The following is a 16,608-nucleotide window of genomic DNA, read 5'->3' on the forward strand; positions in this document are numbered from 1 at the left end:
ACGACGAGCCGGCGCGACGCCAGGCGCCGGGCCACGGCCTTGCCGGCGAGCGCGGCGACGCCGGGCACGGCCGGTCCGGGGAGAGCCCGGGCTGCGAGCGCTCCGGCCCGGTAGCCCAGGTAGGTCAGGTCGGGCCGGCGCGGCAGCGAGCGGCCAACGGGCGCCGGCCGGGGCGAGGCGCTCAGGGTCAGGTGCCGTCGCGGCGGCGGCTCGGGCCGGCGATGCGATCTCGCGCCGCGAAGCGCTCCCGGGCGGTCAGACGGCCCTGGGTGCGGCGCGCCGCGGTGCGCGACACCCGGCTCTGGCGGCGGGCTCGCGCCCGCGCCGTGGGCGCCGGGACCGGCACCTCGCGGCTGGCCTGGCGCCAGACCTTGGCGAAGCGCTGCCCGGCGGTGACGACCGAGAGCACCAGCATCACCCAGAGGATGGCGATCATGGCCGGCTGGAACAGCAGCGCGAGGCCGATGGCGATCAGCCGCTCGGCGCGCTCCATGAGCCCGCCCTTGGCGTCGAAGCCGAGGGCCTCGGCCTTGGCCCGCTCGTAGGAGATGATCAGCGAGACGGCCAGCACGGCGAGGGGCAGCACGGCGATGCGCCCCGGGTTGGTGGTCGAGAGGTACCACGCCATGCCGCCGAGCAGCAGGGCGTCGGAGACCCGGTCGCACACCGAGTCGAAGAACGCACCGCGGCGCGAGGCGGTGCCCGAGGCCTTGGCCACAGCCCCGTCGAGCACGTCGGGCACGGCGCAGAGCACCAGCAGGAGCAAGCTCAGGCGGAGCGCGCCGTTGGCGATGGCGAGCGATGTCGCCCCCGCCATGACCACCCCGAGGACCGTCAGCTGATCAGCAGTCACTCCGGTGCGCCGGAGCGAGGAGCCGATCGGCTTGAGCTGCTTTTCGGCGTGGCTGCGGAACTGTCCGTCGAACATCGCCTCTTCCTCCCGTGGGGTGCGCTTGCAGAAGTTAGCAGCAGGGAGCGACCTTGGGAAGCAGGCCCCCGGCGGCACCGAACGGCACCCGCCCGGCTGTGGTCCCTTTCAGGGCTTTCGCCGAGACCTGAGCGGGCGGCCGCCGCTACTCGCCGGTGCGGAACGGCACGCCGGAGCCGGTCAGCTCCCCGTCGAGGTCGGTCCAGTCCTCGGGGTTGTCCTCGACGAACCAGTCGATCACCTCACCGTCGACACCGTCGATCAACAGCAGGGCCCGCTTCGTCGGCGGGTTCTCAGCCGAGTAGCAGAGGATCCGCCACGTCGGGCGGCTGCGGATGCCCCGCCAGCCCATCTGGGCCGAGGCGTGGCCGACGGGGAAGCCGACGGTGCGCGTCGAGATGACAAGGGCGTCCTGCTCGTCGACATCGAGGTTGAACCCCGCGATCAGGCAGTACGCCCCGGCCACGACCAGAGCGAGCGCGGCCCAGATGATGCCCTCGTTGACCACCGCGCCGTCACCGTCGCGCCCCGCCAGCCAGGCCGCCACGCACGCCGCGGCCAGGCCCAGGTAGATGTAGCCGGGGATGCGCCTCCGGTTGTTGTTGGGAAAGACGTAGGGCCCCACGAACCCCGACACGTCGAGGTCGTCGGGCAGGGAGTCGGTGACCTCGGCGTCGGAGCCGTCGGCCTCCCGCGTCTCAGCGGAGCCTCCGGCGACGCGCGGCTCAGTGACAGGAGCCTCGTCGTCGGCAGGACGGTCGTGTGAGGCCACAGGGTGACGCTACCGATCACCCTGTCGGTCCCGGAACTCGGCGCGTCGGGCCCGCGGCGCGTCGCGAGCTTCGTACCGAGGTGTGCCACCGGGGATCACATGGGTCCAGAGGTCGCCGGATCAGGAGGGCCAGGCGGCGCGGACCTTGCGATAGGTCTCGGCCAGGGGCTCGGGCAGGACGCGGGCCTCGGCGATCGAGGTCATGAAGTTGGCGTCCGCCGCCCAGCGGGGCAGGACGTGGACGTGGAGGTGATCCGGCACACCGGCGCCCGCCGCGGCACCGAGGTTGAGCCCGACGTTGACGCCATCGGGCGCGTAGGCGGCCTCGACCGTTGCCACCGCCGTGGTGACCGTGGCCCACAGCTCGGCGCTCACCTCGGGCGCCAGGTCGGTGAGCGAGGCCACCGCCCGCAGGGGGCACACGAGGAGGTGGCCCGAGCCGTAGGGGTAAGCGTTGAGCAGCACCGCCACCCGTTCGCCGCGGTGGACGACGAGGCTCTCGGCGTCGGGTCGGTCGGAGGTGAGGATGCGCTCGAAGAGCGACTGCCCGGCGGCATCGGACCCGAGCCCGGCGCCGTCGCCGGTCACCCGCTCGATGTACGCCGTGCGCCACCCGGCCCAGAGGCGGGCCAGGCCCGGCGTCGGTCCTCCTCCGGCCTCGGCTGCGGTCGGTGTCACCGGCCGCTCGTCTGGGCCAGCACCTCGACCCGCAGGCGGTCGACGAAGTCATCGGCGCTGACCCCGCGCTCGACCTCGCCGCCCCGGGGGTTGACCCCGACGGTGCCGGCCTCGACGTCGTCGTCGCCCACCACGAGCACGTAGGGCACCTTCTCGCCCTTGGCCTTGCGGATGCGGTTACCCAGCTTCTCCGACGCATCGGCGACATCGGCGCGGAAGCCCTCGCTCCGGAACCGGTCGGCCAGGCGATGGGCATAGGCCATGTGGTCGTCGCGAACCGGGAGCAGCCGTACCTGCACCGGCGAGAGCCAGGTGGGGAAGGCCCCGGCGTAGTGCTCGAGCAGCACCCCGAAGAAGCGCTCGACGGAGCCGAACAGGGCGCGGTGGATCATGACCGGCGTGTGCCGGGCGCCGTCGTTGCCGACGTAGGTGATGCCGAAGCGCGCGGGGGTCTGGAAGTCGAGCTGGATCGTGGACATCTGCCATGTGCGGCCGATGGCGTCGCGGCACTGCACGGAGATCTTCGGCCCGTAGAACGCGGCGCCGCCCGGGTCCGGCACCAGGTCGAGGCCCGAGGCGCCCGCCGCCGCTTCGAGGGCGGCGGTGGCCTCGGCCCAGTCCCGCTCGTCGCCGACGAACTTCTCGGAGTCGCCCCGCGTCGAGAGCTCCAGGTAGAAGTCGTCCAGCCCGAAGTCCCGAAGCAGGCCGAGCACGAAGCCGAGCAGGTCCCCGAGCTCGTCGGCCATCTGCTCCCGTGTGCAGAAGATGTGGGCGTCGTCCTGGGTCATGCCCCGCACGCGGGTGAGCCCGTGGACGACACCGGACTTCTCGTAGCGGTAGACCCCGCCGAACTCGAAGAGCCGGACGGGCAGCTCGCGGTAGCTCCGCAGCCCCGACCGGTAGATCAGGACGTGGAACGGGCAGTTCATCGGCTTGACGTAGTAGTCGGTGCCCTCGGCGCCGCCCTCGTCGTCGAAGTGCATGGGCGGGAACATGCCGTCCGCAAACCACTGGAGGTGGCCCGAGGTCTCGAACAGCTCGGCCTTGGAGATGTGCGGCGTGTAGACGAACTCGTAGCCGGCGGCCTCGTGGCGGCGGCGGGAGTAGTCCTCCATCAGGCGCCGCACCGTGCCCCCCTTGGGGTGGAACACGGCGAGCCCGGAGCCGATCTCGTCGGGGAAGCTGAACAGGTCGAGCTCGGCGCCGAGCTTGCGGTGGTCGCGCGAGGCCGCCTGCTCCAGCCGCTCGAGGTGGGCGTCGAGGTCCTTCTTCGACGCCCACGCCGTGCCGTAGATGCGCTGGAGCTGGGGCTTGGACTCCTCGCCCCGCCAGTAGGCGCCGGCGATGCGGATCAGCTTGAAGTGCCCGAGGTGGGCACGGGTGTCGGGCACGTGGGGTCCCCGGCACAGGTCCACGAAGCCGGGGTACCCCCGGAACGGGGGCCGCTCCTTGGGCTCGGCCGGCGGGTTCTCGTAGGTGCGGACCTCGCCGGACCCGGTGACCGAGGTGGGGTCGTCGGCCTCGCCGTCGATGATCTCCAGCTTGAACGGATGATCGGCGAAGACCTCCCGGGCCCGCTCCGAGGTCAGCTCGTCGCGCACGAAGGGCTGGCTCTCGCCGATGATCTCGCGCATCCGGGCCTCGATGCGGCCCAGGTCGTCGGGCGCGAAGGTGGCCGGCTTGCCGTCGGCCCCGGCCGGGAGCTGGAAGTCGTAGTAGAAGCCGTCAGTGACCGGTGGCCCGATGGCGAAGGTGGCCCCCGAAAACAGGTCGAGCACGGCCTGAGCCATCACGTGGGTCGTCGAGTGGCGCAGCGTGGAGAGGCCCCGGTCGCTCTCGGCGGTGACGATCTCGACGGTGTCGCCCTCGGCCAGCGGCCACACCAGATCCCGCTCGACGCCGTTGACGACGCCGATCACCGCCGCCTTGGCCAGCCGCCGACCGATCGACTCCGCCAGCCCCCCGACGGTGGTCCCCTCGTCCACCGGGCGGGACGAACCGTCGGGCAGAGAGATGGTGATGTCGGCCATCCGCCGACAGTACCGGCGCCGTCCCGGGCGCCTGGGATCGTTCTTCGGGATGGGTCGCCTCGCCCGAGGTTCGGGGCCGCCGGCGCTCCACGGGGACCGACGCGCCCGCCGACTCCCGTTCCGCAGCGACCGGCGCGTCGCTCCGATCGGCTGGGAGAGGCCCTCCCGCACCTGATTCGGCATCCGCTAGCATCAGATGCATGGCTCGCACCACGCTCGACATCGACGACGACGTCCTGCGCCGCCTTCGGGAGCGACGAGACGCCGAGGGCCGGCCCATGGGGGCGATCGCCTCGGAGCTGCTCACCCTCGCTCTCGCTGACGGCGCCCGCGAACCGGGTGAGCTCGCGTGGACGACGGCACCGCTGGGCGTGGGCCTCGACATCGAGGACAAGGACGCGCTCTGGTCCGCGCTCGACGCCCCGTCGTGAGCGACCGCGGGGATGAGACCGGAGGGCGGGTGCCCTCCGACGGCGAAGCCCGCGGCCTGGGTGCAGCCGAAGGCGGTCTCGGGAGTCGCGGGGTCGGCTGCGCTCCGAGGTCCGCGGCGCAGCGATGACCGACACGGTCGATGCCAACGTCCTGGTGTACGCGTCGAACGAGCAGGCCCCCGAGCACGCACGCGCCCTGGCCCTCCTGGACCACCTGGCGACCGGTCCGGCGCTGGTGGTCCTGCTCTGGCCGACCCTCCTGGGATACCTGCGGATCGTGACCCACCCGTCGATCTTCCCGTCGCCGCTGACCCCCGAGGTCGCCGAGGCGAACGTCGATGCCCTCCTGGCCCGGGGCCACATCCGAGCCGCCGGCGAGGTCGACGGGTTCTGGCCCGCATACCGGAGCGTCGCTGCACCGCTTGCCCCCCGGGGCAACCTCGTGCCCGACGCCCACCTGGTGGCCCTCATGGCCCAGCACGGCATCTCCCGGATCTGGAGCCGGGACCGCGACCTGCGCAAGTTCGACGGGATCGCCGTCTCCGACCCCTTCTCCGACCGCTACCGCGACGGGTTCGATCGACGGGGGTGACGGGTGCGGCCGCCGCCTCGACGGCCATCCCGGCGGTGGGCGGCTGCCCCTGGGTACGGTGCGGCGCCATGGCTGAACATGCACCCGAACCCGACGGCGATCAGTGGAAGGGCGAGCGGGTCGATCGCTGGATCCGCCAGTCGGAGGGCCTGGAGCGCCAGCTGGAGCCTGTGTCCGACGTCCTGTTCGCCACCGCCGGGCTGCGCCCGGGCGAGCGGGTGCTGGACGTGGGCTGCGGGACGGGGCCGACCACCCGCCGGGCTGCGGTTGCCGTCGGCCCCGACGGGGCGGTCACCGGGCTCGACGTTGCCGCACCCATGCTGGAGCGGGCGACCAGCGTCGACCGGGCGCGAGGCAGCGCCCCGATCACCTGGGTCGAGGCCGACGCCACCGCGTGGGGTCCCCCAGGAGCGCTCTTCGACGTGGTGCTGTCACGCTTCGGCGTCATGTTCTTCGACGACCCTCCGGCCGCGTTCGCGTCCCTCGCCCGGGCCACCGCACCCGAGGGCCGGCTCCACGTCGCGGTGTGGGCCCGCCGCTCCGAGTCGGACCTCTTCGCAGTGCCGCTGTCGGTGGCGATGGCGACGCTGGCCGCTGTGGGTGCTCCGCCGCCCGACACCCCGCCCGACGACGGAGGCCCGTTCTCCCTGAGCGACCAGACCACGGTCTCGTCCCTGCTCGAGGCCGCCGGCTGGAACGACGTGCAGTGGGACCGGCATCGGATTCGCCTGCCCTTCGGCGGCGGCCTGGCGCCCGCCGACGCGGCCCGGGGATCACTCGACTTCGGGCCCACGCGTTTGGTCACCGCAGACGCCGGCGACACCCTCCGCGACCAGGTCGCCGCGGCCATCGGCCGGGCGTATGAGTCCCACGTCGACGACGACGGCCACGTGGTGCTGAACGGCACGGTCATCGTCGTCTCCGCCCGCCGCCCCGGCTGACCGCGGCCCGAGGGAACCTCGCGATGTCGACGGAGCGCTTGCCGGGGTGGGGATCGTTGCCACCGAGTCGCAACGCGGCCAGCCCTGATGCAGGGTGTCGCGCACCTCACACCGCAGGGCAGACGCAACCTGACGCCGGGGTCCGCCCCGCTCAGCTGCGGCGGCGGGCGCCGGCGAGGGCCGCGGCTGCGCTGGGCCGCTCGGCGTCGGCGTCGGCGTCGAGGCGCGCCGACGCGTCCGGGTCTGGCGCGCCGTGGCCGTTCCCGCCCCGGGCCGCGGGGTGCGGGGCACCGATCTGGGCGACGTCGGTGGGTAGGGCCTCGGCCTTCTTGGTCGCGTAGGTGTTCACGTAGTCCTGGCCCGAGAGGACGCGGATCGAGAACATCACCTCGTCGATGATCTGGCGCAGCACGAGGCGGTCGCTCGCCCGGCCGGCGTAGCGGTCGACCGACACCGGTGCGCCGAAGCGGATGACCACCGGCCGGAACGGTGCCGGGAACCGGGCCTCGGGGGGCATGATCTCGCGCGAGCCGCGGATGCCGACGGGGATGATCGGGGCGCCGGTGCGCAGGGCCAGGCGGGCCGGCCCGGTGTGGCCCTTGTAGAGGACGCCGTCGCGGCTGCGCGTGCCCTCGGGGTAGATGCCGAACAGCTCGCCGCGCGCGAGCACCCGCTCGGCCGCGGCCAGGGCCCGTTCCGACGCAGAGCCGCCGCCCCGGTCGATGGGGATCATCCCCATGGCCGGGAACAGGTGCTTGGTCTTCCAGGAGTCCATGTACTCCGACTTGCCCACGTAGGTGATCCGGCGGGGCAGGGCGGCGGGCACGAAGAACGAGTCCATGACCGAGGTGTGGTTGGGGCAGATGAGGGCGGGGCCCTCGGTGGGCACGTTCTCGAGGCCCTCGACGTGGAAGCGCCAGCTGAAGCGGAAGACGGGCGTGATGATGGCCTTGGCCACCGGGTACAGCTGACCCGCCTCGCGCTCGTTGCCTGCCACGTCCTGCATCGTGCCACAGCCATCCCCCAGTGGGGCACCCGTCACACCGATCTGCCCGAAGGTTGTCCGTGACCGGCGGTCGGCTGACCGCATGCGCCCGACGGCGGCCGACCGCCGAGCGTCGGGTCGGAGGAACGAGGGCCTCGTAGGGTCAGGCGATGGCCGACACCACGACCCACACCGCCGTCGACACGCCCGTCGCCGTCGTCCAGGAGTTCCTCGATGCGCTGGCCCGCCCGACCTCGACGCCGCCATGGCCCTGGTCGACGACTCGGTCGAGTACACGAACGTCTCCCCTGCCGGCCATGCACGGTCCTGTGAGGGTGCGCAGGTTCCTGGCGGGCATCGAGGAATCAGGCCGCGCCACAATCGAACAACTCGTAGTCGGCCCAGCCCCAGTCCCAGCCCCACTGCGGAGCTCGTATGCATCGGCGAAGGCGAGGTGGGTTGGCAGCAACGCCGACGGGATGAGGTCTGCCGAGCGGCAGGAAGGGCTGCGCACGAGCGGCTGCGCCGACCGCTGGCTGGTCGTCGACTCCCGTCCGAGGAGGTGGCACGACGGACCGGTGGTCGATGAGGCCGACGCCGAGGCCTTCCTTCGGCTGCGGCCCCAGGTGGAGTCCTTCGGGGTCGAGCTGGTCGATGTCGTCATCTTCGACGACCAGTGCCATTGGTGGTCGCTCCACGAGCTCACCACGGGCACCGCGTCGTGGACCCCACAGCCGATGCGTCTGGCGTCCTGAATCCTCCGGCCTCAGGCGTGCGATGCCTTGCGCCGGAGGTCGACGGTGTGCGGGGGCGGCACCCACGGGTGGGGGCTGCCCGTCAGTACCGCATCGACCTCTCGATGAGCACGTCGAGGTCGGACACGAGCCCACGGGCGTCGAGACCCACCCTGACGGCTCCGGCGACACCGGTTGCGACCGCCAATCGTCAGGCCCACCAGCCGGTCACGGTCAGCGAGGTCGTCACCCGACGCGATGAGCCGCGTCACCTCGTGGAAGCCGATGACCGGCGGCAGCTCGGCGAGAGCCCGGGGAACGGGACCCGGTGCCGCCCGGGCCTTGGCGGCGACGGGGTCCGGGGCGAAGATCACGTCACCCTCGACCACCATGACGACGACGGGGATCGCCACCGTCGGCTGACCTCAGGCGGAGAAGGGAGCGTCGATCGCCAGATCAGGGCGAGACGAGATCGACGCCGAGCAGGGCGGCAGCGGTCGACACCCCGAGCCCGCTCGCGGCGGCCGAGTCGATGGCGGCCACGGCCCCCGGGGCGTCGAGGTCATCGTCGAGGGCGGCGCGCACCTCGGCCAGAGCTCCGTCGCCGTCGCCGGCGGCCAACCAGCGGTCGAAGCGCTCGGTCGCCGCCGGCATCACGGCGTCGTCCCACTCCCACTCGGTGCGGTAGTGGTGGCTCACCACGGCGAGGCGGATCGCCCGGGCGTCGTGCACCTTGCGCAGGTCGCTGACGAAGACCAGGTTGCCGAGCGACTTCGACATCTTCTCGCCGTCCATGCGGACCATGGCCTGGTGCATCCAGTGGCGGACGAAGGGCTCGCCGGTGGCCGCCTCGGACTGGGCCGCCTCGCACTCGTGGTGGGGGAAGATGAGATCGGCGCCACCGCCGTGGAGGTCGATCGTGGTGCCCAGCTCGCGGAGGGCGAGCGCCGAGCACTCGATGTGCCACCCGGGGCGACCGGGGCCCCACAGCGAGTCCCACGCCGGCTCGTCGTCGGCGGACGGCTGCCACAGCACGAAGTCGAGCGGGTCGCGCTTGGCCGGGTCGTCGACCTTGCCGCCCCGCTCGGCGGCGAGGCGCAGCATGGTGTCGCGCTCGAGGCCCGAGAGCGACCCGAAGCGAGGCGAGCTCGAGACGTCGAAGTAGACCGAGCCGTGCTCGACGTACGCGTGGCCCCGGTCGAGCACCATGCCGATGAAGCCGCGGATGTCGGGGATGGCCGAGGTGGCCCGGGGCTCACTGGCCACGGGCAGGAGCCCGAGGGCCTCCATGTCGTCGTCGAACCGTGCGACCTCCGAGGCGGCCAGGTCGAGGTAGTGCACGCCCACCTCGCGAGCCTTGCGCAACATGTCGTCGTCGACGTCGGTGATGTTGCGCACGCACCGGGTGTCGTGGCCCCGGTCGCGCAACCGCCGCTGGAGCACGTCATAGGTGATGTAGACCGCGGCGTGGCCGACGTGGGTGGCGTCATAGGGCGTGACGCCGCACGTGTACATGGTGACGACCGGCCCCGGCTCGAAGGGCACGACCTCTCCTCGGGCGGTGTCGTAGAGACGCACGGGCCCGGCGCCGGCCTTCCCCACCGGCTCGGCCACTAGGACTCGCCGGCGTCGGCGCCCGACACGTCCTGGGCGGCCGTCGCCGCGTGGGCTGCGGCGGTCGAGCGCGACGCGGGGCCGGCGCCGTCGAGGCCGGTGAAGCGGATGGCGACGCGGGTCTTGTAGCGGACGTTGACCTGCAACAGCACCGCGGCGAAGGCCTCGATGGGGGCCGCGTTGGAGAGCTCGCCGGAGTCGAGGGCGCGGAGATCCGGGATGCTCGACACGATGTCGATGACGCACTCGGTGGCCGACGGGTGATCAGAGCAGACCAGGACGTCGGATTCGATGGGATGCGCGATGTCACCCAGCTCCTTGGCCGGGACGTGGTGGAACGCGGCGGCGACGTGCGAGCGGGGCACGGCGGCCTGGACGCTCGCCGCCACCGAGCCCCGCGGGGGCACCAGAGGTTGGAACTCGTGGCCGACCTTGGCCAGGGCGTTGGCCATGGAGATGACCACCTTGCCGGCCAGCTCGTCCTGCACCGACGCGGCGGTGGCGCCGGCCGCGTCCCACGGCGTGGCGATGACCACCACGTCCGCGGCGGCGGCCCCCTCGTTGTCCGACGCGGTGATCGAGAGGTCCTGGCCGGGCCACTTGGCGAGGAGCTTGTCGGAGACCTCCATGGCCCGGTACTTCGACCGCGACCCGATGGTGACGTCGTAGCCGACCGATGCCAGGCGGACGGCGAGGCCGCTGCCCGCCGGGCCGGTCGCTCCCAAGACTCCGATGCGCATGAGCGGCACCCTATTGGGCCGTCGACCCAACTTCCGCGGCCCAGGCCCGTGGGCCGAGGGTCAGATCGTTGTGAGCCACCGATCGGCCACCAGTGGCGTCGTCGTGGCTCAGAAGCACCACGTCCGGGGGATCCACCGTTCTGAGCCACGGATCGGCCGCTGGTGGCGCCGTGGTGGCTCAGAACCGCCGGCGGTGCGGCGCGAACTTCCGGGCGACGGGGCCTGCGGGCGAGGATGCGGGCCATGACCGCCGATCCGGCTGCTGACGCCGCGCCGGCCCTGGAGCTGCGCGGCGTCGCCGTGGTCCGCGCCGGGAGGCGGATCCTCGACCGGGTCGACTGGACGGTGCGCGCCGGTGAGCGGTGGGCGGTGCTGGGCCCCAACGGCAGCGGGAAGACGACCCTGCTGAGGGTCGCCGGGCTCTGGCTGCGACCGACAGCCGGCTCGGTCAGCGTGGCCGGAGAGCGGTCGGGCCACACCGACATCCGCGCCCTGCGGGGGCGCATCGGGTTCACCAGCGCCGCCCTGTCGGACTCGCTGCGCGCCGATGTCGACGCCCTCGACGTGGTGATGACCGGCCGGCGCGCCGCGCTCGAGGCGTGGTGGCACCACTGGAGCGACGACGACCGGGCCGCGGCCCGGGTCGAGCTCGAGCGGGTCGGCGCCGGCCACCTGGCCGGGCGCCGCTTCGCCACGCTGTCCTCCGGCGAGCGCCAGCGGGTCCTCCTGGCCCGGGCCCTCGCAGGGTCACCCGCCCTGCTCCTGCTCGACGAGCCCGCCGCCGGGCTCGACCTCGGCGCCCGCGAGGACCTCCTCGACCGCCTGGGGGCGCTCACCGCGGACCCGAGCACCGCCCCCACCGTGCTGGTGACCCACCACCCCGAGGAGATCCCCGCCGGCTTCACCCACGCCCTGCTCCTGCGCGACGGGCGGGTCGTCGGCACCGGACCGATCGAGGAGGTGCTGGACGACGCTCCACTCTCGGCCTGCTTCGGCCTCGAGTTGACCGTGGTGCGCCAAAGCGGGCGGATCACCGCCCGCCGGGTGCACGCCGGCTGACGGCGCGGTGGGCAGGTCGGGCGCTTGTCGCGTCGTGGGCCGGGTCACCTCACCCGGTACCTTTCGTAGCGATGAGCCCAGAGACCGTCCAGGGGATCGATGCCGACCAGGTCACGGCCTGGCTGTCCGCCCGCGTCGAGGTGACCCCGCCGCTCCACTTCGACCTCATCACCGGCGGCCACTCGAACCTCACCTTCAAGGTCACCGACGGGGCCGGTGGCGCCTGGGTGCTGCGGCGCCCGCCGCTCGGCCAGGTGCTGGCCACCGCGCACGACATGGGTCGCGAGCACCGGATCATCTCGGCCCTGGCCCCCACCGACGTCCCCGTGGCCCCGGTGGTCGGACTCAGCGCCGATGACTCGGTGAACGGAGCGCCGTTCTACGTCATGGACTTCGTCGACGGCCATGTGCTGCGCAGCGCGGCCTCGGCCACCGAGCTCGGCCCCGAGGCCCGCACCCGCGCCGGGCACGAGCTGGTCGACGTCCTGGCCCGCATCCACGCCGTCGACCCCGTCGCCGTCGGCCTCGGTGACCTCGGGCGCACCGAGAGCTACATCCCCCGCCAGCTGAAGCGCTGGTACGGGCAGTGGCAGAAGTCGAAGACCCGTGAGCTGGCCGCCGTCGACCGGGTCCACGACGCCTTGGCGGCCAACGTGCCCGAGCAGGGTCCGGCCACCATCGTCCACGGCGACTACCGCCTCGACAACTGCCTGCTGAACGACGCCGGCACCGTGGCCGCAGTGCTCGATTGGGAGATCTGCACCCTCGGCGACCCCCTCGCCGACGTCGGGCTCCTCATCGTCTACTGGGGCGAGGATGACCGCGATGTCACCGCCCTGCCCGACGCCGCCACCAGCGCGGAGGGCTTCCCCCGGGCCTCCGCGCTGCTCGACCGCTACGCCGAGGTGTCGGGCCGCGACGTCAGCCAGATCGACTACTACATCGCCTTCGGGTACTGGAAGCTGGCCTGCATCCTCGAGGGCGTGCTGGCTCGGTACCAGGGCGGGTCCATGGGGACGAGCGCCAGCGGGTGGGAGCTCTTTGCCCTTCAGGTGGAGATGCTCGCCGGCGCCGCCGAGGACACCCTCGTCCGGGTCCAGGGTGCACCGTGAGCGAGCGCCGCGAGCGAACCAGGCAACACGGGCTCTCTGACGGCGGAGCTCGCGGAGCCGGCAGCGCTCATCGGTGCCGGGCGACGCCACCCCCGGCCGGACGCGTCCCACGACGAGGTGGTGCACCGATGAGCGAGCGCCGCGAGCGAACCAGCCCCACCTTCGTCCGAGTCCCGGCTCGGGGGCGCCGATGACCGCTACCTACCAGCAGTTCGCGCACCGGCCCCTCGACGCGCCGGTGCTCCTCGTCGCCCTCGAGGGCTGGATCGACGCCGGCATGGCTGCCAGCGGCGCCGCGTCCATCCTGCTCGACGAGCTCGACACCGAGCCGGTCGCGTCCTTCGACGCCGATGAGCTGCTCGACCACCGGGCGCGCCGACCGGTGCTGCACCTCGTGGCCGGGGTGGCCGAGGGGCTGAGCTGGCCCAGCATCGAGGTCCTCGCCGCTCGCGACCTCGACGGGCGCGACCTCCTGCTCCTGGCCGGACCCGAGCCCGACCACTCGTGGCGGGCCTTCGGCCACGCGGTCGTCGCCCTGGCCGAGGCCCTCGGCGTCACCACCGTCGTCGGGTTGGGTGCTTATCCGGCCACGGTGCCCCACACCCGCCCGATCCGGCTGTCGGTCACCGCCGGCACCGAGGAGCTGGCGGCGCGCTGGCCGTTCCTGCGCGGCACCCTCGACGTCCCCGCCGGGGCGCAGGCCGTCGTCGAGCGCTTCGCCGCCGACCGCGGCCTCGACTCGCTCACCCTGTGGGCCCAGATCCCCCACTACGCCTCGGCCTGGCCCTACCCGGGCGGCAGCGCCTCGCTGCTCGAGAACCTCGAGCTGGTCACCGGCCTGCGCCTCCCCCGAGGTGCGCTGGTCACCGAGGCGGAGGAGACGGCGTCGCGCCTCGACTCCACCATTGCCCGCAACGACGAGCACACGGCCATGCTCCACGCCCTCGAGGCCGACGCGGACGAGACGCCGACCGAGGGCGAGATCCCCTCCGGTGACGAGCTGGCCGCCGAGCTCGAGCGCTTCCTGCGCGACCAGGGCGGAGCCTGAGGCCGTGGGTCCGGACCGGTCGGTGGGCGGCTGCACCGTCGCCACCCGCAGCTACCTGGCCGACGCCCGCCTGGCTGCCCGGTCCTTCGTCGACCACCACCCGGGCACCCGTTTCACGATCCTCGTCGTCGACGGCGATCACATGCCCCCGGCAGCCTGGACCCACCGCGACGTCGAGCTCGTCACCCCCTCCGAGCTGGGCTTCCCGGCCGACGAGCTGCTCACCATGGCCTCCATCTACAGCCCGTTCGAGATGGCCTGCGCCCTCAAGCCCCTCGCGCTGCGCCGCGTGCTCGACCACGCCGAGGTGGCCATCTACGTCGATGGCGACGTCGAGGTGCTCGCCCCCTTCGACGAGCTGGTTGTCGCCGCGACCGACCACGACGTGGTGCTGGTGCCGCACGTCCTCGACCCGGTGCCCCGCGACGGCCGGCTCCCCGATGAGCCCGGCCTGCTCGGGGCGGGGATGTACAACGGGGGCCTCCTCGCGGTGCGCCGCTCGAGCGGGGCGTTCCTCGAGTGGTGGGACGAGCGCCTGCGCCGCGACGCACTCGGGCGGCCCGACATGATGATGCTGGCCGACCAGCGCTGGCTCGACTTCGTGCCCGCGCTCTTCGACCACCACATCCTGCGCGACCCCACCTACGACGTGGCCTACTGGAACCTCCACGAGCGCCCCACGGCCTGGATCGACGGACAGCTCTGCGTCGTCGACCGGCCCGTGCGGTGCTTCCACTACTCGGGGCTCACCGACGCCCGGCCGTGGATGCTGAGCGGGTTCGCCGGCGACCGGCCCCGCGTCACCCTGGCCGACCTGCCGGCCGTGGCCCGCCAGTGTCGGGGCTGGCTGGCCCGGCGACGGGCCGTGGACGCCGAGGGGGACCGAGCCCTCGGCTACCGCTGGGCCCGCACAGCCCGCGGGGTCCCGCTCGACCATCGGTCCCGGACCCTGGTCCGCGACGCCCTGCTCGCATCCGAGGCCGACCCCACCGGGACCACCCCCGCCCCCCCGCAGCCCCACGCGGCCGACGGCGGGGAGGCGTGGGAGGGCTGGCTGCGCGCTCCTGGCGCCGAGGGCGGCGTGGGCCGCTACCTGCAGCAGGTGTGGCTGGAGTCCCCGACGGTGGCGCGCCGCTTCTCCGACGTGCACGGCGCCGACCGGCCCGCCTACCTGACGTGGGCGGCGAGCCGTGAGGCCGATGAGGCCCAGATCCCCGATGCCCTCCGTCCCCAGCCCGAGGAGGCCGACGACGTGTCCCCCGCCGACCCACCCCCTCGACCGGTCCGACGTCCGCCCCGACCGAACGCCGCCGCCCAGCGCCCGGTCGCCGAGATCGACCGGGCGCGCGCCGTGCTCGACGGCGCCCCGGACGGACCACCGGGATCGGTCGGACGGGTCGTCGACCGGCTCCTCGCCGGGCGCGACCGGCGCCACGACGAGGCCGCCGCCGCCCTCGCTCTGGCCGTGGCCGAGCTGTCGCGTCGCCTGGCCGACCTCTCGGACCGGCTCGACCGCACCAACGACGGCGTGTACGCCCAGGAGCTCCGGGTCGACGAGCTGACCGGCGAGCTGACCGACGGGCTGGCCGACGTCAGCGCTACGGTACGCAGCGAGGCCGCCACCTTCCGCGGCGAGGCCGACGATCTCGGACGGCGCCTGGGCGATGTCGAGACCGGCGTGGCCTCGGCCCGGGGCGACCTCGACGGCGCCCTCGAACAGGACCGCATCACCGCCGGGATCCTGGCCGACGCCGAGACCCGCCTGGCCGACGAGCTCGACGACCTGCGGCTGCGGGTCGCCAAGCTGGCCATCGACCGAACCGAGCCCGACGATCACGAGACCGACGATCACGAGGCCGACGATCACGAGACCGACGGTGATCCAGGGGACCAGTCGTGAAGGTCGACGGAGGGGTCGGCGGTGACCTGCCCGCCGTGGGCGACGCAGCGCGCGCCGCCGAGGCCGCGGGCTACGACGGCATCTGGGCCGCCGAGACCAACCAGGACCCGTTCCTGGCCCTGTTGCTGGCGGCCGAGCACACCGAGCGCATCGAGCTGGGCACCGGCATCGCGGTGGCCTTCGCCCGCAACCCGATGACCCTGGCCCAGAGCGCGCACGACCTCCAGCGCTTCTCGGACGGCCGCTTCCTGCTGGGCCTGGGCAGCCAGATCAAGCCGCACATCACCCGCCGGTTCTCCATGGAGTGGAGCCGACCGGCGGCCCGCATGCGGGAGATGATCCTGGCCCTGCGGGCCATCTGGGCCACGTGGAACGACGGCGCCGAGCTGGCCTTCGCGGGCGAGTTCTACACCCACACCCTGATGACCCCGTTCTTCACCCCGCCGCCATCGCCCCACGGTCCGCCCGCGGTGTACCTCGCCGCGGTCGGGCCCCGGATGACCAGCGTCGCCGGCGAGGTGGCCGACGGTCTGCTGGCGCACGGCTTCACGACCGCCGAGTACCTGCGCGACGTCACCCTCCCCGCTCTCGCCCAGGGGGCCAAAGCGGGGGGACGCACCCGCGCCGAGGTCACCATCTCGCTGCCCGCGTTCGTCGTCACCGGCGACAGCGACGAGGCCACGGAAACGGCGGCCACCGCGGTGCGGGGCCAGATCGCCTTCTACGGCTCGACGCCCGCGTACCAGGGAGTCCTCGCCCACCACGGCTGGGGCGACCTCCACGGTGAGCTGAACCGCCTCTCGAAGCAGAGCGAGTGGGTCCGCATGGGCGAGCTGATCGACGATGACGTCCTCGAGACCTTCGCCGTCGTGGCCGAGCCCGGCGCCGTCGCCGACGGGATCCTCGAGCGCTTCGGCGGGTCGGTCGATCGCCTCAGCTTCTACGCCCCCTACGCCGTGCCCGAGGGGCTCTGGGCCGACGTCACCCGCCGGCTCCAGGGCGCCTGAGAGGGCCCGGACGCGCCGGAGCCCGACGTCGTTGTCG

Annotated in this window: 18 protein-coding genes; 9 read left to right on the forward strand and 9 right to left on the reverse strand. The window is 73.2% G+C overall.

From position 1 onward, the window contains the following. Positions 1-187: 187 nt before the first annotated feature. From VNL12_RS01450 to thrS, 4 genes are all read right to left on the reverse strand, one after another. On the reverse strand, positions 188-928 hold the full coding sequence (locus VNL12_RS01450) for a CDP-alcohol phosphatidyltransferase family protein (RefSeq protein ID WP_325590907.1): 741 nt from the start codon (positions 926-928) through the stop codon (positions 188-190). Positions 929-1,073: 145 nt separating this feature from the next. Further along, positions 1,074-1,700, reverse strand: a complete 627-nt coding sequence (locus VNL12_RS01455) for a hypothetical protein (protein ID WP_325590908.1) — start codon at positions 1,698-1,700, stop codon at positions 1,074-1,076. Positions 1,701-1,820: 120 nt separating this feature from the next. Next, entirely contained in the window at positions 1,821-2,378 is a 558-nt protein-coding gene (locus VNL12_RS01460; RefSeq protein ID WP_325590910.1) for an HIT domain-containing protein, read from the reverse strand. Continuing rightward, positions 2,375-4,408, reverse strand: a complete 2,034-nt coding sequence (thrS, locus tag VNL12_RS01465) for a threonine--tRNA ligase (RefSeq protein WP_325590911.1) — start codon at positions 4,406-4,408, stop codon at positions 2,375-2,377. Before thrS ends, VNL12_RS01460 begins: the two co-directional genes overlap by 4 nt. Before the next feature lie 200 nt (positions 4,409-4,608). Between thrS and VNL12_RS01470 the strand changes: the two genes are divergently transcribed. The 3 genes from VNL12_RS01470 (at position 4,609) to VNL12_RS01480 (ending at position 6,372) form a co-directional block, all read left to right on the forward strand. Further along, positions 4,609-4,839: a hypothetical protein gene (locus VNL12_RS01470; protein ID WP_325590912.1), complete on the forward strand. Its 231-nt coding sequence runs from the start codon at positions 4,609-4,611 to the stop codon at positions 4,837-4,839. A 124-nt stretch (positions 4,840-4,963) separates the two neighbouring features. Beyond that, on the forward strand, positions 4,964-5,431 hold the full coding sequence (locus tag VNL12_RS01475) for a TA system VapC family ribonuclease toxin (protein ID WP_325590914.1): 468 nt from the start codon (positions 4,964-4,966) through the stop codon (positions 5,429-5,431). Positions 5,432-5,499: 68 nt separating this feature from the next. Beyond that, positions 5,500-6,372 (forward strand): class I SAM-dependent methyltransferase, encoded by an 873-nt coding sequence (locus VNL12_RS01480; RefSeq protein WP_325590915.1) that lies wholly within the window; start codon positions 5,500-5,502, stop codon positions 6,370-6,372. Positions 6,373-6,523: 151 nt separating this feature from the next. Here the strand turns inward: VNL12_RS01480 and VNL12_RS01485 are convergent, their stop codons facing one another. After that, positions 6,524-7,369, reverse strand: a complete 846-nt coding sequence (locus VNL12_RS01485; protein ID WP_325590916.1) for a lysophospholipid acyltransferase family protein — start codon at positions 7,367-7,369, stop codon at positions 6,524-6,526. A gap of 151 nt (positions 7,370-7,520) precedes the next feature. Beyond that, positions 7,521-7,676: a hypothetical protein gene (locus VNL12_RS01490; RefSeq protein WP_325590918.1), complete on the reverse strand. Its 156-nt coding sequence runs from the start codon at positions 7,674-7,676 to the stop codon at positions 7,521-7,523. A gap of 160 nt (positions 7,677-7,836) precedes the next feature. Here VNL12_RS01490 and VNL12_RS01495 point away from each other — a divergent pair, with 160 nt between their 5' ends. Beyond that, entirely contained in the window at positions 7,837-8,112 is a 276-nt protein-coding gene (locus VNL12_RS01495) for a hypothetical protein (RefSeq protein ID WP_325590919.1), read from the forward strand. Positions 8,113-8,123: 11 nt separating this feature from the next. On the opposite strand, the gene VNL12_RS01500 is transcribed toward VNL12_RS01495, so the two are convergent. From VNL12_RS01500 to npdG, 3 genes are read right to left on the reverse strand one after another with little or no spacing between them, the layout of a single operon-like run. Next, on the reverse strand, positions 8,124-8,504 hold the full coding sequence (locus VNL12_RS01500) for a hypothetical protein (protein WP_325590920.1): 381 nt from the start codon (positions 8,502-8,504) through the stop codon (positions 8,124-8,126). A gap of 43 nt (positions 8,505-8,547) precedes the next feature. Continuing rightward, positions 8,548-9,705 carry a cysteine--tRNA ligase gene (gene cysS / locus VNL12_RS01505; RefSeq protein WP_325590922.1) on the reverse strand — a complete coding sequence of 386 codons (1,158 nt, stop codon included), beginning with the start codon at positions 9,703-9,705 and terminating at the stop codon, positions 8,548-8,550. Continuing rightward, positions 9,705-10,445, reverse strand: coding sequence for an NADPH-dependent F420 reductase (npdG, locus tag VNL12_RS01510; RefSeq protein WP_325590923.1), 741 nt, complete (start codon positions 10,443-10,445; stop codon positions 9,705-9,707). Before npdG ends, cysS begins: the two co-directional genes overlap by 1 nt. Before the next feature lie 234 nt (positions 10,446-10,679). Between npdG and VNL12_RS01515 the strand changes: the two genes are divergently transcribed. The 5 genes from VNL12_RS01515 (at position 10,680) to VNL12_RS01535 (ending at position 16,571) form a co-directional block, all read left to right on the forward strand. Beyond that, complete coding sequence (locus tag VNL12_RS01515) at positions 10,680-11,504, forward strand: ABC transporter ATP-binding protein (RefSeq protein ID WP_414654835.1); 825 nt, start codon at positions 10,680-10,682, stop codon at positions 11,502-11,504. A gap of 71 nt (positions 11,505-11,575) precedes the next feature. After that, complete coding sequence (locus tag VNL12_RS01520; protein ID WP_325590925.1) at positions 11,576-12,616, forward strand: phosphotransferase family protein; 1,041 nt, start codon at positions 11,576-11,578, stop codon at positions 12,614-12,616. Positions 12,617-12,806: 190 nt separating this feature from the next. Then, positions 12,807-13,664, forward strand: a complete 858-nt coding sequence (locus tag VNL12_RS01525; protein ID WP_325590927.1) for a PAC2 family protein — start codon at positions 12,807-12,809, stop codon at positions 13,662-13,664. Positions 13,665-13,668: 4 nt separating this feature from the next. Further along, a complete protein-coding gene (locus VNL12_RS01530) occupies positions 13,669-15,564 on the forward strand; it encodes a hypothetical protein (protein ID WP_325590928.1) in 1,896 nt (631 codons plus the stop codon). After that, complete coding sequence (locus tag VNL12_RS01535) at positions 15,561-16,571, forward strand: TIGR03617 family F420-dependent LLM class oxidoreductase (protein WP_325590930.1); 1,011 nt, start codon at positions 15,561-15,563, stop codon at positions 16,569-16,571. Before VNL12_RS01530 ends, VNL12_RS01535 begins: the two co-directional genes overlap by 4 nt. The last annotated feature ends 37 nt before the right edge of the window (positions 16,572-16,608 follow it).

Source organism: Iamia sp. (assembly GCF_035575815.1).
Taxonomy (GTDB): Bacteria; Actinomycetota; Acidimicrobiia; order Acidimicrobiales; family Iamiaceae; genus Iamia.